Source organism: Streptomyces sp. NRRL B-24572 (genome assembly GCF_002156145.1).
Classification (GTDB): domain Bacteria; phylum Actinomycetota; class Actinomycetes; order Streptomycetales; family Streptomycetaceae; genus Streptomyces; species Streptomyces vietnamensis.
The window spans coordinates 1-24,277 of the sequence record NZ_MWIG01000336.1 but is presented as its reverse complement, the minus strand read 5'-3'; the positions used below and the strand labels follow the sequence as shown (position 1 = coordinate 24,277).

General features: G+C 71.8%; 24 protein-coding genes. 13 read left to right on the top strand and 11 right to left on the bottom strand.

The genetic code is table 11. The annotated features are described in order from the left end of the window. A partial coding sequence (locus CCN56_RS20910; protein ID WP_373412877.1) for a hypothetical protein occupies positions 1–1,546 on the top strand: 1,546 nt, incomplete at its 5' end. Positions 1,547–1,602: 56 nt separating this feature from the next. Here the strand turns inward: CCN56_RS20910 and CCN56_RS41975 are convergent. Both CCN56_RS41975 and CCN56_RS20905 read right to left on the bottom strand, forming a co-directional pair. Continuing rightward, on the bottom strand, positions 1,603–1,734 hold the full coding sequence (locus CCN56_RS41975; protein WP_256962067.1) for a hypothetical protein: 132 nt from the start codon (positions 1,732–1,734) through the stop codon (positions 1,603–1,605). A 130-nt stretch (positions 1,735–1,864) separates the two neighbouring features. Continuing rightward, positions 1,865–2,560 (bottom strand): substrate-binding domain-containing protein, encoded by a 696-nt coding sequence (locus CCN56_RS20905; protein ID WP_086828968.1) that lies wholly within the window; start codon positions 2,558–2,560, stop codon positions 1,865–1,867. Positions 2,561–2,635: 75 nt separating this feature from the next. Here CCN56_RS20905 and CCN56_RS20900 point away from each other — a divergent pair, with 75 nt between their 5' ends. From CCN56_RS20900 to CCN56_RS20865, 8 genes are all read left to right on the top strand, one after another. After that, positions 2,636–3,403, top strand: a complete 768-nt coding sequence (locus CCN56_RS20900; protein WP_086828967.1) for an IclR family transcriptional regulator — start codon at positions 2,636–2,638, stop codon at positions 3,401–3,403. Between the two features lie 104 nt (positions 3,404–3,507). Beyond that, positions 3,508–4,719 carry a 4-hydroxybenzoate 3-monooxygenase gene (locus tag CCN56_RS20895; protein WP_086828965.1) on the top strand — a complete coding sequence of 404 codons (1,212 nt, stop codon included), beginning with the start codon at positions 3,508–3,510 and terminating at the stop codon, positions 4,717–4,719. Positions 4,720–4,744: 25 nt separating this feature from the next. After that, the gene (locus CCN56_RS20890; protein WP_086828964.1) at positions 4,745–5,770 is read left to right on the top strand and encodes an amidohydrolase family protein; all 1,026 of its coding nucleotides are present in this window, start codon (positions 4,745–4,747) and stop codon (positions 5,768–5,770) included. A 28-nt stretch (positions 5,771–5,798) separates the two neighbouring features. Continuing rightward, entirely contained in the window at positions 5,799–6,488 is a 690-nt protein-coding gene (gene ligK, locus CCN56_RS20885) for a 4-carboxy-4-hydroxy-2-oxoadipate aldolase/oxaloacetate decarboxylase (RefSeq protein ID WP_086828962.1), read from the top strand. 2 nt (positions 6,489–6,490) lie between these two features. Then, positions 6,491–7,411 carry an amidohydrolase family protein gene (locus tag CCN56_RS20880; RefSeq protein WP_086828961.1) on the top strand — a complete coding sequence of 307 codons (921 nt, stop codon included), beginning with the start codon at positions 6,491–6,493 and terminating at the stop codon, positions 7,409–7,411. Positions 7,412–7,436: 25 nt separating this feature from the next. Next, positions 7,437–8,744: a protocatechuate 4,5-dioxygenase subunit alpha gene (ligA, locus tag CCN56_RS20875; protein ID WP_086828959.1), complete on the top strand. Its 1,308-nt coding sequence runs from the start codon at positions 7,437–7,439 to the stop codon at positions 8,742–8,744. Position 8,745: 1 nt separating this feature from the next. Next, entirely contained in the window at positions 8,746–9,717 is a 972-nt protein-coding gene (locus CCN56_RS20870) for a Gfo/Idh/MocA family oxidoreductase (protein WP_086828957.1), read from the top strand. Beyond that, positions 9,714–10,742: an aldo/keto reductase gene (locus tag CCN56_RS20865; RefSeq protein ID WP_086828955.1), complete on the top strand. Its 1,029-nt coding sequence runs from the start codon at positions 9,714–9,716 to the stop codon at positions 10,740–10,742. The genes CCN56_RS20870 and CCN56_RS20865 overlap by 4 nt, the downstream gene beginning before the upstream one ends. 447 nt (positions 10,743–11,189) lie before the next feature. Here CCN56_RS20865 and CCN56_RS20860 read toward each other — a convergent pair whose 3' ends face one another. The 4 genes from CCN56_RS20860 to CCN56_RS20845 form a co-directional block, all read right to left on the bottom strand. Continuing rightward, a complete protein-coding gene (locus CCN56_RS20860) occupies positions 11,190–11,990 on the bottom strand; it encodes a VOC family protein (RefSeq protein ID WP_086828974.1) in 801 nt (266 codons plus the stop codon). 97 nt (positions 11,991–12,087) lie between these two features. Beyond that, the gene (locus CCN56_RS20855; protein WP_086828953.1) at positions 12,088–12,588 is read right to left on the bottom strand and encodes an NUDIX hydrolase; all 501 of its coding nucleotides are present in this window, start codon (positions 12,586–12,588) and stop codon (positions 12,088–12,090) included. A gap of 269 nt (positions 12,589–12,857) precedes the next feature. Continuing rightward, positions 12,858–13,808: a universal stress protein gene (locus CCN56_RS20850; protein ID WP_086828951.1), complete on the bottom strand. Its 951-nt coding sequence runs from the start codon at positions 13,806–13,808 to the stop codon at positions 12,858–12,860. A gap of 85 nt (positions 13,809–13,893) precedes the next feature. Beyond that, positions 13,894–14,295, bottom strand: coding sequence for a DUF5997 family protein (locus tag CCN56_RS20845; protein ID WP_086828972.1), 402 nt, complete (start codon positions 14,293–14,295; stop codon positions 13,894–13,896). Between the two features lie 64 nt (positions 14,296–14,359). Here CCN56_RS20845 and CCN56_RS20840 point away from each other — a divergent pair, with 64 nt between their 5' ends. Continuing rightward, positions 14,360–15,175 carry a LysR family substrate-binding domain-containing protein gene (locus CCN56_RS20840; protein ID WP_086828949.1) on the top strand — a complete coding sequence of 272 codons (816 nt, stop codon included), beginning with the start codon at positions 14,360–14,362 and terminating at the stop codon, positions 15,173–15,175. An 89-nt stretch (positions 15,176–15,264) separates the two neighbouring features. Next, positions 15,265–15,843 carry a Type-2Aa cytolytic delta-endotoxin gene (locus CCN56_RS20835; protein WP_086828947.1) on the top strand — a complete coding sequence of 193 codons (579 nt, stop codon included), beginning with the start codon at positions 15,265–15,267 and terminating at the stop codon, positions 15,841–15,843. 71 nt (positions 15,844–15,914) lie between these two features. Here CCN56_RS20835 and CCN56_RS20830 read toward each other — a convergent pair whose 3' ends face one another. The 3 genes from CCN56_RS20830 to CCN56_RS20820 all read right to left on the bottom strand — a co-directional run bounded on the left by CCN56_RS20830 (position 15,915) and on the right by CCN56_RS20820 (position 20,517). Then, the gene (locus tag CCN56_RS20830; protein ID WP_086828945.1) at positions 15,915–17,576 is read right to left on the bottom strand and encodes an FAD-dependent oxidoreductase; all 1,662 of its coding nucleotides are present in this window, start codon (positions 17,574–17,576) and stop codon (positions 15,915–15,917) included. 46 nt (positions 17,577–17,622) lie between these two features. Beyond that, complete coding sequence (locus CCN56_RS20825; protein ID WP_086828943.1) at positions 17,623–18,525, bottom strand: diiron oxygenase; 903 nt, start codon at positions 18,523–18,525, stop codon at positions 17,623–17,625. Between the two features lie 201 nt (positions 18,526–18,726). After that, positions 18,727–20,517 carry a S8 family serine peptidase gene (locus tag CCN56_RS20820; RefSeq protein ID WP_179199923.1) on the bottom strand — a complete coding sequence of 597 codons (1,791 nt, stop codon included), beginning with the start codon at positions 20,515–20,517 and terminating at the stop codon, positions 18,727–18,729. Positions 20,518–20,879: 362 nt separating this feature from the next. On the opposite strand from CCN56_RS20820, the gene CCN56_RS20815 reads away from it, so the two are divergent. Then, positions 20,880–21,248, top strand: a complete 369-nt coding sequence (locus CCN56_RS20815) for a YrdB family protein (RefSeq protein WP_086828938.1) — start codon at positions 20,880–20,882, stop codon at positions 21,246–21,248. A 101-nt stretch (positions 21,249–21,349) separates the two neighbouring features. Here CCN56_RS20815 and CCN56_RS20810 read toward each other — a convergent pair whose 3' ends face one another. Then, on the bottom strand, positions 21,350–21,805 hold the full coding sequence (locus CCN56_RS20810; protein WP_086828936.1) for a MarR family winged helix-turn-helix transcriptional regulator: 456 nt from the start codon (positions 21,803–21,805) through the stop codon (positions 21,350–21,352). A gap of 115 nt (positions 21,806–21,920) precedes the next feature. Here CCN56_RS20810 and CCN56_RS20805 point away from each other — a divergent pair, with 115 nt between their 5' ends. Further along, complete coding sequence (locus CCN56_RS20805) at positions 21,921–23,390, top strand: MFS transporter (RefSeq protein ID WP_086828935.1); 1,470 nt, start codon at positions 21,921–21,923, stop codon at positions 23,388–23,390. 54 nt (positions 23,391–23,444) lie between these two features. Here CCN56_RS20805 and CCN56_RS20800 read toward each other — a convergent pair. Continuing rightward, a partial coding sequence (locus tag CCN56_RS20800; RefSeq protein WP_107484192.1) for an Lrp/AsnC ligand binding domain-containing protein occupies positions 23,445–24,277 on the bottom strand: 833 nt, incomplete at its 5' end.

The following is a 24,277-nucleotide window of genomic DNA, read 5'->3' as shown; positions in this document are numbered from 1 at the left end:
GGTCGCCGCGCTCGCGGCGACCCTCCTGGCGGGCTCCGCGCCCGTCGCCCAGGCCGAGGAGATACCCCTCGCCCCCGGGTTCCGCCTCGTCGACCACTACGAGGGCGCCCCCGCCACCGCCCGGCCCGTGCCCGGCAAGGGCCCCGCCCAGCACCCGTACCTCGCCCCCAACGGCCGCAGCGGCATGCACGCCGACGCCGCCGGCAGCGCCACCTACCCCTGGTCCGGGCCGCTCGGGCGCGACCCGGAGGTCACCAGCGAGAAGATCGCCGCCGTCGGCGGCGAGTGCGCCACGGTCACCTTCGACGCCGGCGGGCGGCTCGTCACCGTGTGCGGCACCTTCAGCGGCTTCCTGCTCAAGCTGCTCGACCCGCGCAGCCTCGCCACCCTCGCCGAGTACAAGCTGCCGCAGCGCTCCTCCACCGTCGAGGCCATCACCCGCCTCGACTTCGAGAAGATCTTCAAGGACACCTCAGGCGGCGCCTACTTCTACCTGGACGACCGGGACCGGGTCGTCCTCGCCGACTCCCGCCAGCACGTGCTGCGCATCGCCCACCGTCAGAAGGCGGACGGGGCATGGGAGTTCGTCGTCGAGAACGACTGGGACCTCACCTCCCTCGTCCCGCACGACTGCGTCAGCTGGACCAACCTCTTCCCCAGTGGCGTCTGCGACCCCGTCACCTCCGTCATGCCGGACTGGGACGGCCGCATCTGGTGGGTGACCCGCCTGGGCCGGGTCGGCACCGTCGACCCCGCGACGGGCGCCCTGCGCGCGATCCGGCTCGACGGCGAGGAGATCCAGAACTCCTTCTCCGTCGCCGAGGACGGCGTCTCCATCGTCACCGACCACGCCCTGTACAGCTTCCGCGCCGACGCCGACGGCGTCCCCCGCGTCCAGTGGCGCGAGACGTACGACCGGGGGACCGGTACCAAGCCCGGCTCGGTGAACCAGGGTTCGGGCACCACCCCCGACCTCTTCGGCACCGAGGACCAGTACGTCGCCATCACCGACAACGCCGACGACCGCATGAACGTCCTCGTCTACCGCCGGGGCGCCGGCGTCCCCGCGGCCGAACGGCTCGTCTGCAAGGTGCCCGTCTTCGGATCCGGTGCGTCCACCACCGACAACTCCCTGATCAGCTGGGGCAACAGCCTCGTCGTCGAGAACAACTACGGCTACGAGAACCCGAGTACGCTCCTCCTCGGCCGCAGCGTCGTCGGCGGCGCGGCCCGGATCGACGTCCGCGCCGACGGCAGCGGCTGCGACACCGTCTGGGAGAGCGACGTCCGCTCGCCGTCCACGGTCCCGAAGCTGTCCACCGCCAACGGCCTGCTCTACTTCTACGAGAAGCGCCCCAACTTCTGGGGCATCGACGCCTGGTACCTCACGGCCGTCGACTTCCGCACCGGACAGCGCGCCTTCTCCCGCTTCACCGGCACCGGCCTGTCCTACGACAACAACTGGGCGCCGATCACCATCGGCCCCGACGGCACCGCGTACGTGGGGGTCTTCAACGGCATCGTCGCCGTCCGCGACACCGCCTGACACACGGCGGCGCGGCGCCACCGGGGCGCCGCGCCGTACCGCTCGCGCCGTACCGCTCACTCGAACTCGGGCGCGTCCCCGACGGTCGTCCTCTCGTCGATCACCGCGAACGCGGCACCCTGCGGGTCCACGATCGCGGCGAACCGGCCGAGTCCACGCTCGTGTCTCAGCTGACACGGCGGAAGCACGTCACCGACCCCACCACCGAAGTCGATCCGCTCGGCCTTGCGCCCTGCACACTTCGTCCACCAGGAGGTTCGTCGTTCCCCTCGCTCGCGATGCCCCAACCGCACCGCCTCACGCCAGGTTGGAAAGGGATCAGTCCGTCCTGGCCCGCATACCCCTGGCGTGCGCGACTTTCGACGCCGCGTCCGAACCCAGCAGGTCGAGGACTTCACGAGCAAGGTCCGGCTGTGCCGAGGCGGTCAGCACACCTCCGCTGAACGTCGAACTGATCGCGCTCGCACCCGGCAGCGGGCCGATGACGACGATGCCCGGAAGGTCCATCATCTCGCTGTGCTGTTGAAAAGCGAGGTCGGTCCGGCCGGACGACAGCAGGCTGCCCGCGGGAATTCCCGGGGGTGCTTGGACGAGCCGGTCACGCAGCCCGTCGGTGAGGCCCATCCGTCCTATCAGATCGATGAGAGCCTTCCCGCTGGGGCCCGTGGAGTAGGCGATTTTCTCCGCTGCCACGAGAGCGGTTCGCAGGTCGTCCTCCGAGTCGAGTGCCGGAACGGGTACTCCCTCGGGAACGGCGGCGACGACCTGGGAGATCCACAGCGGGCGTACCGTCTCCTTCCGGACATGCCCTTCCTTCTCCAGTTCGGCCAGTGCTCCGTCGGCGAGCACGAGCACGTCGGCCTCGGTGCCCTCGCGTACCCGCCTCGCGATCTCGACCCCGCCGGCGGAGTCGAAGCGCACCGGGATCCCGTGGGCGAGCCGGATGTGTTCGGAAAGCTCAGCCACGATCGGCCGCGTCGCCATCGAGGACAGCCCGGCGATCTCTCGGTTCACGTTTCCTCCTTGGTGTCCGGGAGATGTTAAGGCGCGCGGTCCGGAGGCTCAACGCGGGTCTGCGAGACTTTCCGCGTGAGCACAACCCAGAGCACGGCGGCGGGAAAGGTCCTCAAGGTCCTCGCCGCCTTCGACCGCGAACGTCCGTCGCAGACCCTGTCGCAGATCGCTCAGCGGACGGGCATGGCCCTGAGCACCACCCACCGCGTGGTCGCGGAGCTGTCGGAATGGGGAGCGCTGGAGCGCGGGGAGGACGGGGCGTGGCACGTGGGGCTGAGGCTGTGGGAGATCGCCTCGGGATGCCCGCGCACGCAGATCCTCCGGGATGTGGCGCTGCCCTTCATGCAGGACCTCTACGAGGTGTCCCACGAGAACATCCAGCTCGCGGTCCGCGAGGGAACGGAGCTCGTGTTCGTCGAGCGGATCGCCGGACACCGGTCGGTGGAACTGCTGACCATGGTCGGGACCCGCTTCCCGATCGCCTCCACGGGGATGGGCCGGGTGCTGCTGGCGCACGCGCCACCGGAGATCCAGGAGGAGGTTCTCGACTCGCCCCTGCGGGCCTGGACCCCCCACACCGTCACCGACCCGAAGGCGCTGCGCGCGCAGCTGGACCGCATCCGCCGCGAACAGGTCTTCGTCAGCGACCGGCAGCTCTCCGAGAGCACGGTCGCCGTGGCCGCGCCGGTGCGGATCGGCCGGAAGGGGCCGGTCAGCGCCGCGTTGGGAATCGTGATCACGGCGCAGGGTGCCGGCCGTGCCCACAAGCTGCGGGAGCCGCTCCTGCGGGCCGCGCACGGAATCTCCGACGAACTCGGCCGGCGTACCCGTACGACCGCATGAGATCCGGGCGGGCTTCCGCCTGACGGAAACACCGGAGACCGGCTACGGCCCCGGGTGCCAACGTTCGACGTGTTCGGAACGTTCACACCTGCTCAGGAGATGCCATGGCCGATGCCGTCGTCGACACCGTTTCCTCAGCTCCAGTAGCTGTCATCGGCGCCGGCCCCGCAGGCCTGATGCTCGCGCACCGGCTGGGGCGCGCAGGCATCGACACGATCGTGGTCGACACCCGCACCCGGCATGAGATCGAGACGACGCAGCGGGCGGGCATCCTCGAAGCCGACGCGGCCCGGGACCTGGTCGAGACCGGCGTCTCCGACCGGATCCTGCGCGACGGCCACGAACACGAGGGCACCGAACTCCGGTTCGGCGGCCGCCCGTACCGCATCCCCTTCAAGGAGCTGGTCGGAGAGTCGGTGTGGCTCTACCCGCAGACCGACGTGTTCATCGATCTGGCCGACGCACGGGACCGCGACGGCGGCACGGTCCATTTCGGCGTCAGCGCCACCGAGGTCCTCGACATCACGACCAGCGCCCCCCGGGTCCGCTACACCGCACCCGACGGCACGCGGCACGAGATCCGCGCGCGGTACGTGGTCGGTGCGGACGGGTCGCGGAGCATGTGCCGCAACCTGGTGCCGGAGGACCGGCGGGTGCGGTACGGCAAGGAGTACCCCTTCGCGTGGTTCGGCATCCTCGCCGAGGCGCCGATGAGCGCCCCCGAGCTCGTCTACGCCCACTCCGAGCACGGCTTCGCGCTGATCAGCCAGCGCTCCGAGTCCGTGCAGCGCATGTACTTCCAGTGCTCTCCCGACGAGTCGGTCGACGACTGGTCCGACGACCGCGTGTGGGAGACCCTTCAGGCACGGGTGGCCGGTGAGGACGGCTTCCGCCTGAAGGAGGGCCCGATCACGGAGAAGACGGTGCTTCGGTTCCGTTCCTTCGTGCAGGAGCCGATGCGCTGGGGTTCGCTGGTGCTGGCCGGCGACGCGGCGCACACCGTGCCGCCGACCGGCGCCCGCGGGCTGAACCTCGCCCTGCACGACGTCAGGGTCCTGGCCGATGTCCTTCTGCGGGCACTCGGCGACGAGGGCGAAGCCGCACTGGACGACTACCAGCCGCGCGCCCTTCAGCGGGTGTGGCGGGCACAGAACTTCTCGCACTGGATGACCCAGCTGCTGCACACGGCGCCCGGCGGCTCGCCGTTCGACCTGCGCCGCCAGCTCGGCGAGCTCGACAACGTCGTGGGCACGCGATCCGGACGCACCTACCTCGCCGAGCAGTACACCGGCTGGCCCGTCAGCGCCCTCGGCTGACCCCGACGACCTCAGGAGACACCCCATGATCATCGACTGTCACGGTCACTTCACCACGGCGCCGCCGCAGCTGGCGCAGTGGCGGGACCGGCAGATCGCGGCGATCGGCACCCCCGAGGACGCGCCCGACCCCGACTCCCTGGTCATCAGCGACGACGACCTGCGCCAGGCGATCGAGACCAACCAACTGCGGCTCATGGACGAGCGCGGCAGCGACCTGACGATCTTCTCCCCCCGGGCCAGTTTCATGGCCCATCACATCGGCGACTTCCAGGTCTCCTCGACCTGGGCGCGGATCTGCAACGACCTGGTCCACCGGGTCAGCACGCTGTACCCCGACCGCTTCGCGACGGGCGCGATGCTGCCGCAGTCGCCGGGCGTCGACCCCGCGACCTGCGTGCCCGAACTGCGCCGCGCGGTCGAGGAACTCGGCGCGGTCACGATCAACCTCAACCCCGACCCGTCGGGCGGCAGGTGGACCGCGCCTCCGCTGACCGACCGCAGCTGGTACCCGGTCTACGAGGCGATGGCCGAGTACGACATCCCCGCCATGATCCACGTCAGCACCTCGTGCAACCCCGCCTTCCACACCACCGGCGCTCACTACCTGAACGCCGACACCACGGCGTTCATGCAGCTGGTCCAGGGCGACCTGTTCGCCGACTTCCCGACGCTGCGGTTCGTGATCCCTCACGGCGGCGGCGCGGTGCCCTACCACTGGGGCCGGTTCCGTGGTCTGGCGATGGCGCTCGGGAAGCCGGACCCGGAGGAGCTGCTCGACAACGTCTTCTTCGACACCTGCGTCTACCACCAGCCCGGCATCGACCTGCTGACCCGAGTAATCCCCAGCCGGTCCGTCCTGTTCGCCAGCGAGATGATCGGCGCGGTCCGCGACATCGACCCCCGCACCGGACACCACTTCGACGACACCAAGCGCTACGTCGACGCCACCGAGCACCTCTCGGACGAGGAGCGTGCCGCCGTCTACTCCGGCAACGCCCTGCGCGTCTACCCCCGACTCGCCGCCCGCCTCGCCGCAGCCGGCCGCTGACCCGCCGCTGACCCCAGGAGAAGTACGCATGGAACACACCGAGATCGGCGTCGTCCACACCAAGGTCGACCGTGCCGACCCGCAGGCCGTCGCCACGCTGTCGAAGTTCGGCGTCGCCACGATCCACGAAGCCATGGGCCGGGTCGGACTGATGCGCCCCTACCTGCGCCCGGTCTACCCCAAGGCCCGGATGTGCGGCACGGCCGTCACCGTGCTGCTTCAGCCCGGCGACAACTGGATGCTCCACGTCGCCGCCGAGCAGATCCAGGACGGGGACGTCGTCGTCGCGGCCTGCACGACCGAGAGCGAGGACGGCTTCTTCGGAGAGCTGCTCGCCACCTCGTTCCGCGCCCGGGGCTGCCAGGGCCTGGTCATCGACGGCGGTGTCCGCGACGTCGCCGACCTGGAGCGGATGGACTTCCCCGTCTTCTCCCGCGCGGTCAACGCCAAGGGCACGGTCAAGGCCACCCTCGGCTCCGTCAACGTCCCCGTGGTCTGCGGCAACGCCCTCGTCCGGCCCGGCGACGTGATCGTCGCGGACGCCGACGGCGTCGTCGTGGTGCCGCGCGAGCGGGCCACCGAAGTGGCCGCCGCCTCGGCCGCACGCGAGGCCAACGAGGAGGGCAAGCGCGCGCAGTTCCGCGCGGGCAAGCTCGGCCTGGACATGTACGGCATGCGCGGCCCGCTGGCCGAGCTCGGACTGCGGTACGAGGACTGACCATGACGACGAACTTCGAGAAGACCCCCGGCTGGCTCGACTGGTACGCCGGCCCGAGCCGCCCCGGGTTCCGGCTCCCCGACGGCGCCGTCGACGCGCACTGCCACGTCTTCGGCCCGGGCGACGAGTTCCCGTACGCGCCCGAGCGCAAGTACACGCCGTGCGACGCGTCCAAGGACCAGCTCTTCGCGCTCCGCGACCACCTCGGCTTCGCCCGTAACATCGTGGTGCAGGCGACCTGCCACGGCGCCGACAACACCGCCATGGTCGACGCCCTGCGCGCCTCCGGCGGCCTGGCCCGGGGCGTGGCGACCCTGCGGCCCGACGTCACGGACGCCCACGTACGGGAGCTGCACGAGGCGGGCGTCCGCGGGGTGCGGTTCAACTTCGTCAAGCGGCTGGTGAACGCGGCGCCGAAGCAGGACCTGCGGGACATCGTCGAGAAGATCGCGCCGTACGGCTGGCATGTCGTCGTCTACTTCGAGGCGGCCGACCTCGCCGACCTGCGGGACTTCTTCCTCTCGATCCCGGTGCCGCTGGTCATCGACCACATGGGCCGGCCGGATACCGCGAGGGACCCGCAGGGGCCCGACTTCGAGGCGTTCCTGAACCTCATGCGGGCCCGCCCCGACATCTGGTGCAAGGTGACGTGCCCGGAACGCCTCTCGGTCAGCGGCCCGCCCGCCCTCGACGGGGAGCAGCGGGCCTACCGCGATGTCGTCCCCTTCGCCCGGCGCGTGGTCGAGGAGTTCCCCGACCGGGTGCTGTGGGGCACCGACTGGCCGCACCCCAACCTCACCGACCACATGCCCGACGACGGGCTGCTCGTCGACTTCGTCCCGCACATCGCGCCGACGCCGGAGCTTCGGCACAAGCTCCTCGTCGACAACCCCATGCGCCTGTACTGGCCGGACGCCGACTGACCCTCCCCCCGATTGGAGCCCCAGCATGTCGCTGGACAAGACCTACAAGCTGGTACCGGGGACGACCATCTTCGACTCCGAGCAGTCGGCCAAGGGTTACCACCTCAACCAGTTCTGCATGTCGCTGATGACGGCGGAGAACCGCGCGAGCTACCTCGCCGACGAACGCGCCTACCTGGACGCCTGGCCGCTCCGGGAGGAGCAGAAGCAGGCGCTGCTCGACCGCGACCTCAACGCGGCGATGCGCGAGGGCGGGAACATCTACTTCCTCGCCAAGTGGGGTGCCACGCTGGGCTTCTCGTTCCAGCAGATGGCGGGCTCGATGACCGGCATGACCGAGCAGGAGTACCGCGACATGATGGTCGGCGGCGGCCGCTCGATCGAGGGGAACCGCATCGACCACGCCGTCCTCGAAGCGGCCCACGCCCCGACGGCGCCCGCCGAGCACGCGTCCGTCACCGGCGCCGTCTTCACCTCGCACGTGCCGGCGATCGGCGCGGCCCTCGACCACGGCAAGACCGAGGAGCCGTACTGGCAGCCGCTCTTCGCGGGGTACGAGTACTCCAAGGCGTGGGAGAAGGAGAACGTCCCCGACGTCGTCTTCCTGGTCTACAACGACCACGCCAGCGCCTTCGACCAGTCGATGATCCCGACCTTCGTGCTCGGTACCGGCGCCTCCTACCCCATCGCCGACGAGGGGTACGGGCCCCGCCCCGTGCCCGACATCGAGGGCGACCCGGACCTGGCCGCGCACATCGCGCACTCGCTGATCCGGGACGACTTCGACCTGACGCTCGTCAACGAGATGGCGATCGACCACGGTCTGACCGTCCCGCTGTCGCTGATGTTCGGCGACGTCGAGAAGTGGCCGTGCAAGGTCATCCCGTTCCACGTCAACGTGGTGCAGTACCCGGTCCCTTCGGGCGCCCGGTGCTTCAGGCTCGGCCAGGCCCTGCGCAAGGCCATCGAGTCGTACGACCGGCCGCTGAAGGTGCAGGTGTGGGGTACCGGCGGCATGAGCCACCAGCTCCAGGGCCCCCGCGCCGGCCTGATCAACCGCGAGTGGGACAACGCCTTCCTCGACCGGCTGGTCGAGGACCCCGCCGGGCTGGCCGAGGTCCCCCACCTGGAGTATGTCGAGGAGGCCGGCTCGGAGGGCATCGAGCTGGTCATGTGGCTGATCGCCCGCGGGGCCATGAGCGACGTGGCCGACGACGGCCACGTCGAGGTCAAGCACCGCTTCTACCATGTTCCCGCGTCCAACACCGCCGTCGGCCACCTGATCCTCGAAAACCACCCCCGGGCCCAGCGGCCCGCCGAAGGAGTGAACTGACATGACCGATCGAATCCTGCGGGTCGCCCTGGCCGGCGGCGGCGCCTTCGGCGCGAAGCACGCGGCCGCACTCCGGCGGATCGACGGCGTCGAGGTCGCCGCCGTCGTCAGCAGCAGCCTGGAGCGGGCGCAGAAGTTCGCCTCGGAGCAGGGCGTCGGCCGCGGAGTCGCGTCCCTGGACGAGGTCCTGGCCATGGACGACATCGACGCCGTCGTCCTCGCCACCCCCACCCAGATGCACGCCGGGCAGACGCTGGCCTGTCTCGACGCGGGCAAGCACGTCCAGGTCGAGATCCCGCTGGCCGACTCCCTCGCCGACGCCGAGGCCTGCCAGGCCGCTCAGGAGCGCACCGGTCTGGTCGCCATGGTGGGCCACACGCGGCGCTTCAACCCCAGCCACCAGTGGGTCAAGCGCCGGATCGACGCCGGTGACTACCGCATCCAGCAGATGGACGTGCAGACGTACTTCTTCCGTCGCACCAACCTCAACGCGCTCGGCCAGCCCCGCTCGTGGACCGACCACCTGCTGTGGCACCACGCCGCGCACACCGTCGACCTGTTCGCGTACCAGACCGGCTCGCCGATCGTGCAGGCCAACGCCGTACAGGGCCCGATCCACCCCGAGCTGGGCATCGCGATGGACATGTCGATCCAGCTGCGCGCGGCGAACGGCGCGATCTGCACGCTGTCGCTGTCGTTCAACAACGACGGGCCGCTCGGCACGTTCTTCCGCTACATCGGCGACACCGGCACGTACATCGCCCGGTACGACGACCTGTTCACCGGCAAGGACGAGCCGATCGACGTCAGCGGGATCGACGTGTCGATGGACGGCATCGAACTCCAGGACCGCGAGTTCATCGCCGCGATCCGCGAAGGCCGCGAGCCGAACTCCTCCATCGCCCAGGTGCTGCCCTGCTACCGCACGCTGGCGGCCCTGGAGGAACAGCTCACCGCCGCCTCGGCCTCGTGAACACCCCGCAGACGACAGCACCGGGCCGTACACCGCGCCGCCTCGGGCCCTTCGAGGTCCCGGCGATCGGCCTGGGCTGCATGAACGTCAGCCACGCCTACGGCGTCCCGCCGACACCGGAGGCGGCCGAACACCTGCTCCGGTCGGCCCTGGAGGAGGGCGTCACGCACTTCGACACCGCCGCCCTCTACGGCTTCGGGGCCAACGAGGAACTCGTCGGCCGGGTCCTCGGCCCCCACCGGGACCGGATCGTACTGGCCAGCAAGTGCGGCATGACGGGCGTCGACGGCCGGCGCGTCATCGACGGCCGGCCCGAGACCATCCGCCGTACCGTCGACGAGGCGCTGACCCGGCTTCGTACCGACGTCATCGACCTCTACTACCTGCACCGGCTCGACCGGAAGGTGCCGGTAGAGGAGAGCGTCGGGGCGATGGCCGAGCTGGTCTCGGCCGGCAAGGTACGCGCCCTGGGCCTGTCGGAGGTGTCCGCCACGACCCTCCGCCGGGCCCACGCCGTCCACCCGATCGCCGCACTGCAGAACGAGTACAGCCTCTGGTCGCGCAACCCCGAGGAAGGCACGCTGGCAGCGGCCCGCGAACTCGGGGTCGCCCTGGTGGCCTTCAGCCCACTGGCCCGCGGCGTCCTCACCGACGCGCCGCCGGACCCGGACACCCTGCCGGCCTCCGACATCCGCCGTGGCATGCCCCGCTTCGACGCCCGCCACTACCCCGCCAACCTGGCCCGCCAGTCCGAACTGGCACGACTGGCCGAGCAAGCCGGCATCACCCTTCCACAGCTGGCCCTCACCTGGGTCCTCTCCCGCGGCCCCCACGTCATCGCGATCCCCGGCACCCGCTTCCCTGCCCACCTGCGGGAGAACCTTTCGACACTCGACACCGACGTACCCGGCGAAGTCCTCGACACGGCAGGACGCATACTGAACGCCACCACCGTCCACGGCGCCCGCTACAACGAGGCCACCCTCACCGAGATCGACACCGAGCGCTGCGGGCGGGCAGGCTGAGGAACCCAGAGCATTCCGCCGGTCCGTCGGCCCAGCAGGAGGCCCACAGACCCGAAACGCTCCGGGCCCGCCGGGGGACACACAGGAGACCGCGCGGTCGCCGGCGCTGTCCACGCCGACGAAAGCCGGCACCGGGCGGAGGCCGCAGCCCTGCCCACGACGCCGGCCAGGACCGCGGACAACCGGTGGGCAAGGTCCCGGGCGGGCGGGAGAGACACGCTGCCGTCCCGCCCGAGGCCGAGCCTGTCACTGTCCTGTCGCTGGTCCCGGGCCTGTACACGGCCACGGGCGCCGTCTCGCTGACCCCACGGCGTAGCCGCGCCGGGGGATGGAAGGGCGCTGGACCTGCTCCCCGCGTCCGTGGGGGTCTTCAACGGCATCGTCGCCGTCCGCGACACCGCCCGACGCACGGCGGCGCGGCGCCACCGGGGCGCCGCGCCGTACCGCTCACTCGAACTCGGGCATGTCCCCGACGGTCGTCCTCTCGTCGATCACCGCGAACGCGGCACCCTGCGGGTCCACGATCGCGGCGAACCGGCCGAACGGACTGTCCATCGGCCCGAACACCTTCTTCCCCTTGAGCGCTTCGGCCCGCTCGACGGCCAGGTCGCAGTTGTCGACGGCGAAGTAGATCTGGATGTACGAGGGGATCTCCGCCGGGAAGTCCTCCGCCGACATCACCATCCGCCCCAGGATCGGCTGCGGACCGCCGACGTCGAAGACCCGGTAGTCCATGTGCTCGTCCTTGATCTTCTTGGAGCCGTAGCCGAAGACCTCGGTGAAGAAGGCGTCGGACTTCGCCGGCTCCCGGGTGAAGACCTCGGCCCAGGCGTACCCGCCGGGCTCGTTCTCCAGCTCGAAGCCCTCGTGCTCGCCCGCCTGCCACACGCCGAACGTGACGCCCGCCGGATCCTGGGCGATGCACATCGAGCCGAAGTCGCCGACCCGCATCGGCTCCATCAGGACGGTGCCGTCCGCGTCCCGGATCCTCTCCGCCGTCGCCGCGACGTCCGGCGAGGCGAAGTACAGACACCAGGCCGACTGCGGCTCCCCGTCCTGCCCGGGCATCGGCGGGACGACGGCCGCGACCGCCTTGCCGTTCTTGTACGCCTGTGTGTAGTCGCCGAATTCCGAGGAGGACTCGCCGAAGGTCCAGCCGAGCACATCGCCGTAGAACGTCTTGGCGCCCTCGACGTCGGTGAACATCGCGTCGGTCCAGACCGGCGTGCCTTCAGGTCGTGCGGCCATGACGGTGACTCCCACTCCGCTTCGATGACGTATGTCCTCTGGCCACGCTAGCCACGCTCGCCGGGGCCCGCTCGGTGACGCACCGCCACCGGCCGGGTCAGTCGGGCAGTCGGCCCAGGGCGTAACGGTGGAACCGGCCGCGGGGGATCGGGAGCCCGGGCCGCCAGATCCGCAGCACCTGCGCCGACGGCAGGAACAGGGCCTCCGGCAGCCGGTCCGGGTCCGTCCACTCCCAGCGCTCGATCTTCTCCGGCTCGGCCACGGCGGGCACGCCCCGGAAGCCGCGCACGACCGTGGCCGCCGTCATCCGGGTCAGCCGCGTGGAGGTGACGGTGTCCAGGAGCAGCCCGAGGACCTCCACGTCGGCGGCCTCCGCGACGAGCGTCGTCTCCTCGGCCAGCTCGCGCACCGCCGCCTCCTCGATCGACTCGCCCGGCTCGACCTTGCCGCCCGGCAGCTCCCACACCCCGGAGCGGTCCAGACCCAGCAGGACCCGGCCCGCCCCGTCGAGCACCACGACCCCCGCGCCGAGCGAGGCCCCGGCGGACGGCGGCTGGAGATTGCGGCGGGCGGTGGCGGCGTGATCTGCGGTCGTCATGGGCCCTGTGTACCAGGCGCCACTGACACACGCCCCGGCACGTGATCGCGCAATAAAAAGAGAGGAAACCTCTTGAAACGGGCGAAAAAGGGAGGACACTCGTTCTTACACCGGACAACCGGAGAGAGCCGCACCCGCCGACGGAGACGTCCGAAGGCCCGCGTGACCCTGATCCAGGCTCTGGCCAGGCCCCCGGCGGGGCCGGTCGGGCACGGAGCCGTCGGCGACGGCCGACGACCGCGCGAACCGACACGGACCGCCGGGGACTGTCACGTCCGGGACTCCACGGGTGCGGGCGGCACCACCGCCACGGGACAGTGCGCGTGATGCAGCACCGCGTGGGCGACGGAACCGATGAGCAGCGCCCCCAGGTGGTGCCGGTGATGCCGACCCACGACCACCAGGCCAGCCTCCTGCGAGCCCTCCACGAGCGGGCCCGCCGCGTCCCCCGGCACCACCACCGGCACCAGCTCCACTCCCGGCCACCGCGCGGCGAACGGCCGCAGCCGCTCCTCCTGCTCCCGCCTGCCCTCCTTCAGCAGCTCCTCCGCGTCGTCCGCGAGGGGCAGCGGCGGCGGCACCTGGAGCGCGGGCGAAGGAGCCGCGAGGAGCGCGGCCTGCGAGGGCGGCAGCCGGAGCGCCGTCACCGCCTCCAGGGGTACGCCCCGGTGGTGAGCCGCCTCGAAGGCGAAGCCCACCGCCTCGTCCGGAGTCTCCTCCGGGTGCAGCCCGAGCAGCACCCGGCCCGCCTCCGCCCCGTCCTCCAGGGCGGCGGCGCGCGCCTCGTGCGGGACGACGACCAGCGGGCAGGGCGCCGTCAGGGCCAGCGTCCGGCTGGTCGACCCCAGGAGCAGGCTCGCGAAGCCGCCGTGCCCCCGGGAACCCGCCACCAGGAGCCGCGCGCCCCGCGCCACCGCCGGCAGGGCGTCCGTCACGGACCCGTCCAGCGATTCGTACCGCACCGGAACGCGGTGCCCGCGCTCCTCCACCACCGTCCGTACGCCCTGCACGACCGTGTCGGGAAGCTCCGGCGCCGTGCCGAGGGAGGCGATGCGGGCGGCACCGAGCTGAAGGGCCTCGGACCGCACATGGGCCACCACCAGCGGCACGCCCAGGCCCTCCGCGGCGCTCAGCGCCCACTCCAGGGCCCGAAGACTGTGCTCCGACCCGTCCACGCCGACGACGACCGCCGGCTCGTGCGCGGTGCTGGTGTCACTCATGAGGAGATGACTCCCTCATGCGGAGAAACGCCACGCCGGTCCGGTCCGAAACGCTTCGGACCGGACCGGCGTGGGAGAGGGAAGGTCAGGCGTCCTGCTGCCGGCGGCGCGCCCGCTCGGCGTCGCGCTCCTTGATGCGGACGGTCTCCTTGCGGACCTCCGACTGGGTGGCGCGCTCCTTCTTCAGCCACTCGGGGAGCTCCTGCTTGATCGCGTCGATCTGCTCCGTGGTGAGCGGCTCGGTGATCCCGCCGCGCGCGAGACCGGCGATGGAGACGCCGAGCTTGTTGGCGACGACCGGGCGGGGGTGCGGACCCTTCTCGCGCAGCTCCTGGAGCCAGGCGGGCGGGTTGGCCTGGAGCTCGGCCAGCTCGGAGCGCGAGACGACACCCTCCTGGAACTCTGCGGGGGTGGCCTCGAGGTACACACCCAGCTTCTTCGCCGCGGTCGCGGGCTTCATCGTCTGGGTGTTCTGGTGCGACGTCATGGTGTCAAGGGTATCGAGCATGTGGCCGAGCTCCGACCACGGCGGCTACCGGTAACCTGGCGGGGTGACAGGCTCGGACGCTTCCCCCGTTGACTCCCCTTCCTTCCGGCTCGCCTACGTGCCGGGAGCGACACCCGCGAAGTGGGTGCGGATCTGGAACGAGCGCCTGCCCGACGTGCCCCTGACCCTCCTCGCCGTGACGCCGGCCGAGGCCTTCGGCGCGCTCCGGGAGGGCACCGCGGACGCGGGCCTCGTCCGGCTGCCCGTGGACCGGGACGACCTCAGCGCGATCCCGCTCTACACGGAGACGACGGTCGTCGTCGTCCCCAAGGACCATCTGTTCGCGGCGGTGGAGGAGGTGTCGGCGGAGGACCTCGCCGACGAGCTCGTCCTGCACCCCCTCGACGACACCCTCGGCTGGGAGCAGCCGCCCGGCCGCCCCGCCATGGAGCGCCCGGAGACGACCGCCGACGCGATCGAGCTGGTCGCCGCGGGCGTCGGCGTGCTCGCCGTCCCGCAGTCGCTGGCCCGGCTGCACCACCGCAAGGACCTCACCTACCGGACCCTCGTCGGCGTCCCGCAGTCGCGGGTGGCCCTGTCGTGGCCGGCGGCGGACGAGGCGCCCGACCTGGTGGAGGAGTTCATCGGCATCGTGCGCGGCCGCACCGTGAACAGCACCCGCGGCCGCCGCGCCGAGGAGAAGAAGGGCCAGAAGCAGCCCAGGGAGCAGAAGCCGGCGAGGTCCGGGAAGCCGGGCGGTGGCTCCCGTACGGCCGGGAAGCCGGGCGGCGGTTCCCGTACCGGCGGGAAGCCCTCGGCGTCCCGCAAGGGCACCGGAGGCTCCGGCCGGAGCGGGAAGCCGCGCCGCGGCCGCGGCTGAACCGTCCGCACGGCGGACGCCCGGGGCCCGGTCCTCCGTGCCTCGGCATACTGACCCCTCCTGATCACCGAGATCACGTAGGAGGAGCTTTGGCCGCCAGTTTCAGGACCGTCGTCGAGGTGGGACCCGACCACCTCGACCAGGCCCGGTCCATCGACCGGGTGTTCCAGGAGGCGATCGCCCCGGCGACCGTCAACTTCGACTTCGAGGCGATCCACCGGGCGGCCTCCGCCGTCCCGGACAGCGACGTGGTGAAGATGGTCCGGGGCTGGGGGCTCCAGGAGCACGCCCCCGTCCTCGTCATGGTCCTCTCCCTCAAGGAGGCCGTCCGCCAGGCGCTGCCGCAGGAGTGCGCGGAGGCCGGGTTCTGGGCCACGGTCGAGCGGGAGCTCGTCCAGGCCTTCACCGGGCTCGCCGCGCAGGAGGGGCAGCCCGGACTCTCCTTCTACGAGGAGTCCGGGGACCGCACCCGTTTCTACCGGGACCTGTTCTTCGCCCTCCAGGACGAGGAGACCGGGGACCACATGTACGCCCTGGCCTTCTGCGTCGACGTGACCGTCGAGCTGCCGAAGGCCGAGACCCTCGCGCTCGCCCTGACCGACACCGTGCCCTTCGCGGTGCGGCTCAACGCGATCGTGCTCCGGCAGGCCCTGAGCGTCTCCGTCTGACCGTACGGCCGACCCGTACCGGCTCCGTACCGGCCCGCCGTCCCGGGCCGGATCCCAGCCGGAGGAACCGCTCAGCCCGGCAGGCGCAGCCGCCTGCCCCGCGCCGCCGCGACCAGTTCGGGCACCGTGGCGAGCTTGACCCGGGGCCGCCCCGTGTCCCGGCCCCGCGCCCGCTCCGCCCGGTCGATGGAGGCGAGACCGCGCGCGTCGACGAGCCCCCGTCCGCTGCGGCTCCGCGCGAGACGCCGGAACTCCTGCGAGCTGCCCGTCGGCTTCGGCAGCGCCCCGGCGACCGCGTCCGCGAGCAGCGTCCCGACCGTCTCCTCCGCGCAGGCCCGGTTGGCCCCGATGCCCCCGGAGGGCCCCCGCTTGATCCAGCCCACGACGTAGCTGCCGGGCAGCCCCGTCACCCGCCCCGCCTCGTGCGGCACGGTGCCGGTCGCCTCGTCGAACGGCAGCCCCGCGAGCGGCACGCCCCGGTAGCCGATGGCCCGGACGAGAAGCCCCGCCCCGATCTCCGTGCCCGAGGCCGAACCGTCCTCCGTCACCCGGACCGCCCGCACGGCGTCGGTGCCGAGCGCCTCGACCGGGGCGGAGTGGAAGCGCAGCACGATCCGGCGCCGGTCCCGAGCGGGCGCCCGCGTCCAGTCCACCGCCTCCCGGGCCACGCCCCGCAGCAGTGCGGCCTTCGCCCCGGGCTCCGCCGCGTCGATAGCCGCGCCGGTGCGCGGATCCCGGTCGTCGACGACCAGGTCCACCCCGGGCAGGTGCTTCAGGGCGAGCAGTTCGGACGTGGTGTACGCGGCGTCCTCGGGACCCCGGCGGCCGAGCAGCACCACCTCGCGGACCCGGGTGTCGCGCAGGGCGGCGAGGGCGTGGTCGGCGATGTCCGTACGGGCGAGGGAGTCGGGGTCCGAGACGAGGACGCGGGCGACGTCGAGCGCCACGTTGCCGTTGCCGACCACGACGACCCGCCCGGCGGAGAGCCGCACGGCGTCCGCGCCGGTCTCCGGGTGCGCGTTGTACCAGGAGACGACGGAGGTCGCCGAGACGCTCCCCGGCAGGTCCTCGCCGGGGATGCCGAGCCGCCGGTCGGAGGGTGCGCCCACCGCGTAGACCACCGCGTCGTGGTGCGCGGCGAGTTCGCCGGGGGTGACGTCCTTGCCGATCTCGACGCCGAGCCGCATGCGGACCCGGGGGTGGGCGTGGAAGCGGGCGAAGGTCTCCCCGGCTCCCTTGGTCGCCGGGTGGTCCGGTGCCACGCCGTAGCGGACGAGACCGCCGGCGACCGGCAGCCGGTCGATCAGCGTCACTTCGGCGTTGGTGTGCAGGAGGAGGTCCTCGGCGGCGTACATGCCGGCCGGTCCCGTGCCGACGATCGCGACGCGGATCGGTGCGAAGTCGGCCGGGATCGAGCGGGCGAAGTCCGGTTCGCCCCAGGGGTGGAAGGTCGGCGAGGCGAGGACCGGCGCGGGCTCGCGGTCCGCGTAGTAGGCGGCGTTGATCCTCTCGTACTCCCGCAGCCGTGCGGTGAGCCGGTCGGCCGGGAAGATCGCGTCGACCGGGCAGGCGTCGGCGCAGGCGCCGCAGTCGATGCAGGACTTGGGGTCGATGTACAGCATCTCCGTCGTGCCGAAGTCCGGCTCGTCGGGCGTCGGGTGGATGCAGTTGACCGGGCAGACGGCGACGCAGGTGGCGTCGTTGCAGCAGGTCTGGGTGATGGCGTAGGTCATGGCGTCGGCTCAGCTCGGCTCGGATCCGGGGGACGGGGGCGGCGGGTCAGAGGAGGTGCGCGCGCTGGTAGAAGAAGAGCGCGGGGCGGGTCAGCATCCCGACGTCGGAGAGGAACTCCATCAGTCCGGCGCAGCTGGCGCGGAGCAGCGCCTTGTAGTGCTCGTTGGCGGCGGCCTCGCGGCGGGCGCGCTCGGGGTCGAGTCCGGCCCGCACGTACACCTCCGGGCTCACCAGGCTGGTGATGATGTAGTACGCGGCGATGGCGACGACGAGCGCCTGGAAGTGGCGGCGCGGCCTGCTCGCGCGGGCGAGGTGGCGGCGCGTCTCGTCCCGGGCGAACTTCATGTGCCGGGACTCCTCGACGACGTGGATGTTGTTGATGGTGCGGACGAAGGGGACGACCCGTTCGTCGCGCATCCAGTCGCGCTGCATGACGTCGAGGACCTCCTCGGCGACCAGGATCCCGGCGTACGCGGCCTCGCCGAAGCCGACGGTCTTCATGAGGCGTCCGAGTTCGAGGACCGCCCGCTTGGGCTTGTAGCCGGGCGCGCCGAGCTTCTGGGAGCCCCGGGCGAACATGATGGAGTGCCGGCACTCGTCGGCGATCTCGGTGAGGGCCCACTGGAACCGGGGGTCGGTGTGGTCCATGCGGTAGATGTCGCGGAGCATCAGCTGCTGGAGGATCATCTCGAACCAGATGCCGGTGCTGGCCACCGAGGCCGACTCCTGACGGGTCAGCTCCTTGCGCTGCTCCTCGGTCATCTCGTTCCAGTAGGCGGTCCCGTAGAGGCTGTTCCACTCCGGGCTCTGGCCGTGGAAGCCCTTGTCGAGGGGGGTGTCCCAGTCGACCTCGACGGCGGGGTCGTAGGAGAGCTTCGCGGCCGACAGGAGCAGCCGCGCGGCGACGTCGTCGTCTTCGTGGTCCGGGCGAACGGTGCTGCTTGCCATGGTGCGGCTCCTCGGGGTCGCGTGTGCGGCTCGGGCGCTTGTTAGACATCGCGTCTAGCAAGCTTGTTAGACGGAACGTATAGCAAGGGCCCCCGGGAGGCCTACCCCTCGGTACGGACTTTTTGCCGCGGGCTTACCGCGGGTACGCGAACGGGGCCGGAGCCATGGCGGCTCCGGCCCCGTTCCCCGGGTCCCGGCGTACTAGAAGGTCAGGTTCCAGGCGTCGATCCGGCCCGTGTCCTGGCTCGCGTTGTCGTTCACGCGGAGCTTCCAGACGCCGTTCGCGACCTCCGCCGAGGCGTCGACCGTGTACGTCTGGAGGATGTTGTCCGTGCTGCTGCCGGTGTGGTTGTGCAGCGTGTACACGGTGCCGTCCGGGGCCACCAGGTCGACCTTCAGGTCGCCGATGTAGGTGTGCTTGATGTCGACGCCCACCTTGAGGGTGGCCGGCGCGTTGCCCGTGACACCGCTGACCGTGATCGGGCTCTCGACCGTGGAGTTGTCCGCGATCGCGTAGTCGTTGAGGTTCTCGAAGTACGCCCCGGCCGGCGGGGTGGAGCCGCCGACGGCCTTCAGGGCGTCCACGCGGCCCTCGCCGAAGAAGCTGTTCTTCGCCGTGGTGCCGGTGCAGCGGGCGTCCGCCGGGCAGGCCAGGTCGGTGGCCTGCTCGCCGAGCTTCGCCCGGATGTCCGCCGGGGTGTACGCCGGGTTGGCGCCGGCGAGCAGCGCGGCCACGCCCGCCACGTGCGGGGAGGCCATCGAAGTGCCGCTCAGCGTGGCGTACTTGCCGCCGGGGGCGGTGCTGTAGACGGACTCGCCGGGCGCCGAGACCTCGATGACGTTGCTTCCGTAGTTGGAGAACGACGCCTTGGACGTGCCGCTGGTGCCGTTCGCCGCGACCGTGACGACGCCCGGCAGCTCGGCCGGGATGTCGAGGCAGTCGTTGGTGAGGGTCCGGGTCACCGGCGTCGAGTCGTTCGGGCTCGACGAGTCGGTGGTCTTGTTGGCCAGGTCGACGTTGGAGTTGCCGGCCGCCGCGACCTGGAGCGAGCCCTTGCTCTCGGCGTAGGCCTGCGCGCGGCCCACGCCCTCCAGGATGGCCGCCTGGTCGAGGTCGTTCGGGCAGTTGAACTGCCACGGGTCCGTGTAGTAGCTGTTGTTGGTGACCTTGAAGCCGTGGTCACCGGCCCACACGAGGCCGCAGATGGTGTTCTCCGCGTAGAACAGGGTGCTGCCGGGTTCGGCGATGCGCACGGAGGAGATCTTCACGCCCGGCGCGACGCCGATGGCGCCCTTGCCGTTCTTGGCGGCCGCGACCGTGCCGGCGACGTGGGTGCCGTGCTGGTCGACGTCGCGCCAGGCCCCGACGCGGGTGTCGGTCTTGCCGTACGCGCAGGAGACCGAGTCGGCGGCGTTGAAGTTCGGCGCCAGGTCCTGGTGCTGGTCGTCCACGCCGGTGTCCAGGATGCCGACCTTGACCGTGGCGGAGCCCTGGTTGACGGCCCAGGCCTGGTCGGCCTTGATCTGGGTCATGTCCGAGCGGACGGGCTCCGTCGTCGGCGCGGTGGCCTGCGCCGGGTTGGCCGGGAGCGCCGGGTTGTAGGCGTCGGCGGGGACGTCGGAGGTACGGGTCGCGCCGACCTTCTGGACGCCGGCGACGCCGCGCATCGTGGCGGCGAAGGAGGCGGAGGTCGAGTGCGCGACGATCACGCCGATCGCGTCGTACGAGGCGAAGACCGAGCCGCCGTTGTTCGCGACGGCGGTGCGGACGGCGCTGGTGTCGCCCGGGGTCGTGATGACCAGGTAGGCGCGGGTGCCGGCGGCCCAGGCGGCCGTGGCCGCGGTGTTGGTCCGGGCGTTCGCGGTGAAGGTCGCGAGCGGCTCGTTGTCGAGCGGGGCGGCCTGGGCGAGGGAGACGGGTCCCGCGAGCGCGAGAGCCGTACCGAGAACCGTCGCCGCGAGTCTCACGCGGCCGGATATGTGGGAAAACAATGCGTCCTCCGATGACCCGGTGGCGCGGGTGGCGCCGGCCGGGCCCTGTGATGTGTGGGGTGGACGCAAGATCCCAGACGGGCGGGGCGGAAGGAAGTCTTCTGTCCGACAAGCCCGTTCGCGTAACAGAATCTTGACTTGAACATGCCGACGAGAGGGCGATTTCCGTTCCTTCGCCCCCTCGTCGGGTCTTGCTCCTGGCCTCAGGTACGGGGCCGCCGTGCCGACCGTGCGGTCGGAGCCGCCGTTGTCGTCCCGGGCGCCGCCGTCGGGGCCGGAGGTGAAGACTTCCGGCGGAAGCGGTTTCTATACTCGGGCGGTCGCGGGCAACCGCACGCGTGATCGACGTCGAGAGGTTTCCGATGAAACTGCCTGCGCCGCTGCACGTAGGGAACGAAGGCCTGGCGTTCCTGCTCGAACTCGCCGCCCTGGCCGCACTGGCCTGGTGGGGGTGGGACAGCGCGGAGAACGTGGCGCTCCGGCTGCTGCTCGCTGTCGCCGCGCCGGCCGTCGCGGCCGTCGTCTGGGGCCTGTTCGCCGCGCCCAAGGCGCGGTTCCGGGTGCCGCTCGCGGGCGTTCTGCTCGTGAAGGCCCTGGTGTTCGGCGCGGCGGCGCTCGCGCTCCTCGGTGTCGACCGGCCGGTGTGGGCCGCCGCCTTCGCCGCGGTGGCACTCGTCAACACCGCGCTGGCGACGGCGGACCGACAGGCGGCGATGCACCGCGACGCCTGATCGAATCCGTGAACGGGGGACAGGCGCCCGGCTGGGAAAGCCCGGCCGGCGCCTGCGTGACGGGCAGGGCTCCTCCCGCCTCGTCCCCCTGACGGTCCTGGTCAGGGCCTGGGCCAGGGGCGGCCCTCGAGGCGCTCGATGTCCCGGTTGAAGCGTTCGAGGTAGGCGGCGAAGCGGGTCACGTCCTCCGGTGACCAGTCCTCCATCACCCGCTCCAGACCCTCGACGTTCGAGGTCCGGTCGGCCTCCAGGCGGCGCTCGCCCTCCTCCGTGATGCGGAACTTGCGGGCGATGCCGCCGTCCGGATCGGGGATGCGCTCCACGACCCCGGCGCGCAGCATCGCGGCGGTCTGCCGGTTGAGGGTGGAGGCGTCCAGGCCGAAGGCCTCGCTGAGCTGCCCGATGGACATCGGCCCGTGCATGCGGATGCGGGTGAGGAGCACGTACGCGCTGCGGTCGAGCTGGCCGCCTGCCGCCCGGGAACGGGGCCCGTACAGGAGGGCGTGTCGTCCGATCAGCATGCTCTCGAACTCGACCAGGTGGGTGGGCTTGTCCATGAGGGCATTCTCTCCTGTCCCGAACGTATGTGCATCATGCATAGCTTGTGCATGCTGCAATTGATGTGCATGATGCACAATCATCGAACATCGAAGAAGTACCGAGGGAGAACCCGTGGACGGCTCCAAGCCCGACGCCCGCCCCGGCGGCGTCGTCGGCGTCCTCGCCATGGCCGGCATCGTGGCCGCACTCATGCAGACCCTGGTGGTGCCGCTCATCGGCGACCTCCCGAGACTGCTCGACACCAGCGCGTCCGACGCCTCCTGGGTGATCACCGCCACCCTCCTCGCCGGAGCCGTCGCCACCCCCGTCGCCGGTCGGCTCGGCGACACCCTCGGCAAGCGCCGCGTCCTGCTCGTCTCCGTGATCCCGCTCGTCGCCGGCTCCGTCGTCTGCGCGCTCGCCTCCTCCGTCGTCCCGATGATCGTCGGACGCGGACTCCAGGGGCTCGGCATGGGCGTCGTACCCCTCGGCATCAGCCTGCTCCGCGACATCCTCCCGCCCGAGAGGCTCGGCGGCTCCATCGCCCTGATGAGCGCCTCCATGGGCGTCGGCGGCGCCCTCGGCCTGCCCTTCTCCGCCGCCGTCGCCGAGAACGCCAGCTGGCGCGTGCTCTTCTGGGTCGCCGCCGGACTCAGCCTCCTGGTCGGCCTCCTGATCTGGCGCGTCGCCCCCGCCGGCCGCCGCGCCGCCACCCCCGGCCGCTTCGACCTGCCGGGCGCCCTCGGCCTCGGCGTCGGGCTCGTCGCCCTGCTGCTCGCCGTGTCCAAGGGCGCGACCTGGGGCTGGGGCAGCGCCACCACCCTCGGCCTGTTCGCCGTCGCGGCCGTCGTGCTGCTCGCCTGGGGCGCCTGGGAGCTGCGCACCCGCGACCCGCTCGTCGACCTGCGGGTCACCGCACGCCCGGTCGTCCTGATGACGAACGCGGCCTCGGTCCTGGTCGGGTTCGCGATGTACGCGCAGTCCCTGGTCGTCCCCCAGCTGTTCCAGCTGCCCGAGGCGACCGGGTACGGCCTCGGCCAGTCGATGATGGCCATGGGCCTCTGGATGGCCCCCGCCGGCCTCATGATGATGATCCTGGCGCCCCTCGGCGCCAAGCTCTCGGCCGCCCGCGGCCCCAAGGTCACGCTCTCCGTCGGCGCGCTCGTCATCTCCGCCGGCTACGGCTCCTCCCTCGCCCTGATGGGCTCCACCTGGGGCCTGCTCACCGTGACCCTCATCTGCAACACGGGCGTCGGACTCGCGTACGGGGCCATGCCGGCGCTCATCATGGGCGCGGTGCCGCAGGAGGAGACCGCCTCGGCCAACAGCTTCAACACCCTGATGCGCTCCATCGGCACCTCCGCCTCGGCCGCCGTCATCGGCGTCGTCCTCGCCCAGATGACCACCACCCTCGGCGGCCACGCGCTGCCCTCCGAGGACGGCTTCCGCGTCGCGATGCTCATCGGCTGCGGTGTCGGCCTCGTGGCCGCGGTCGTCGCCGCGCTGATCCCCGCGAAGGCCGCGGCACCGGCTCCCGCCGACGCCCGGGGCGCCGCCCCCGGGGCCGACCCGCGTACGGCCCCGGAGGCCACCGCCGCCTGACGGCGACGCACCCCTTCCGGCGGGGCCCTCGCGGGTGCTCGGTCCTTCGTGCGGTCAGCCCTGGACCGCCGTGAACCCCGCCCTCTTGTAGGTACGCATCAGCAGCGCCGTCTCCGTCGACGTCACGCCCTCCAGGCGGGCGAAGACCCGGGCCGTGAACTCCTGGAAGTCCCGGGTGTCGCGGTGGCTGGAATACCCGAGCAGGCTGGTCCCGCCGCTCGTCACCACCAGATGGCGCAGGGCCGGTTCCCGCGCGAGCAGCCGGATCGCGGGATCGAGCTCCCGGTGCGGCACCCCGAGCCGGAACCGCGCCTCCACCGGGTAGCCGAGGACCGCCGGGTCGGCGTGCAGCCGCAGGTGCAGCACGTGCGAGGCCGTCAGCCGGGCCAGGCGTCGCCGGGCCGTCGTCTCGCCGACGCTCAGCTCCCGCGCCAGGCGGGTCGTCGACATGCGGGCGTCGCGCCGCAGCAGCTCGACGAGCCGCCGGTCGAGCTCGTCCACGGCCGGTGGCTCCGGGAGTGCGGTGCCCTCGATGGCGTGCCGCCGTACGTCCGTCGGCTCGTCGTCGTACGGTGCCCAGTCGCTGGCCGTGAGCAGCAGCCGGAGCACCATCGCCGAGTGGATGTCCACGACCCCGTCGAGCCGGCCGATCACCGTGTCCACGAGGGTGAGCAGCGCGTCGTGGTCGGCCGCGTGGAGCTCGACGAACACGTCGAGCGCCCCGGTGGCGACCTCCACGGACCGCGTGTCGTCCAGGGCGGCGAGCATCAGCGCCACCTCGTGGACGCGGCCCGGCGCGCACCGTACGGCGAGCTCCGCCGTCACCCCCTCGTACTGGTACTCGGGGATCAGCGCCGCCGCGAACGCGACCCGCCCGTCGGCGGTCA

What these genes read in the sequence shown, in the direction of transcription:
- CCN56_RS20895 (WP_086828965.1), top strand. Translation starts at nt 3,508, where the DNA reads ATGGCCGATGCCGTCGTCGACACCGTTTCCTCAGCTCCAGTAGCTGTC.
- CCN56_RS20890 (WP_086828964.1), top strand. Translation starts at nt 4,745, where the DNA reads ATGATCATCGACTGTCACGGTCACTTCACCACGGCGCCGCCGCAGCTG.
- ligK (WP_086828962.1), top strand. Translation starts at nt 5,799, where the DNA reads ATGGAACACACCGAGATCGGCGTCGTCCACACCAAGGTCGACCGTGCC.
- CCN56_RS20880 (WP_086828961.1), top strand. Translation starts at nt 6,491, where the DNA reads ATGACGACGAACTTCGAGAAGACCCCCGGCTGGCTCGACTGGTACGCC.
- ligA (WP_086828959.1), top strand. Translation starts at nt 7,437, where the DNA reads ATGTCGCTGGACAAGACCTACAAGCTGGTACCGGGGACGACCATCTTC.
- CCN56_RS20870 (WP_086828957.1), top strand. Translation starts at nt 8,746, where the DNA reads ATGACCGATCGAATCCTGCGGGTCGCCCTGGCCGGCGGCGGCGCCTTC.
- CCN56_RS20860 (WP_086828974.1), bottom strand. Translation starts at nt 11,990, where the DNA reads ATGGCCGCACGACCTGAAGGCACGCCGGTCTGGACCGACGCGATGTTC.
- CCN56_RS20855 (WP_086828953.1), bottom strand. Translation starts at nt 12,588, where the DNA reads ATGACGACCGCAGATCACGCCGCCACCGCCCGCCGCAATCTCCAGCCG.
- CCN56_RS20850 (WP_086828951.1), bottom strand. Translation starts at nt 13,808, where the DNA reads ATGAGTGACACCAGCACCGCGCACGAGCCGGCGGTCGTCGTCGGCGTG.
- CCN56_RS20845 (WP_086828972.1), bottom strand. Translation starts at nt 14,295, where the DNA reads ATGACGTCGCACCAGAACACCCAGACGATGAAGCCCGCGACCGCGGCG.
- CCN56_RS20830 (WP_086828945.1), bottom strand. Translation starts at nt 17,576, where the DNA reads ATGACCTACGCCATCACCCAGACCTGCTGCAACGACGCCACCTGCGTC.
- CCN56_RS20825 (WP_086828943.1), bottom strand. Translation starts at nt 18,525, where the DNA reads ATGGCAAGCAGCACCGTTCGCCCGGACCACGAAGACGACGACGTCGCC.
- CCN56_RS20815 (WP_086828938.1), top strand. Translation starts at nt 20,880, where the DNA reads ATGAAACTGCCTGCGCCGCTGCACGTAGGGAACGAAGGCCTGGCGTTC.
- CCN56_RS20810 (WP_086828936.1), bottom strand. Translation starts at nt 21,805, where the DNA reads ATGGACAAGCCCACCCACCTGGTCGAGTTCGAGAGCATGCTGATCGGA.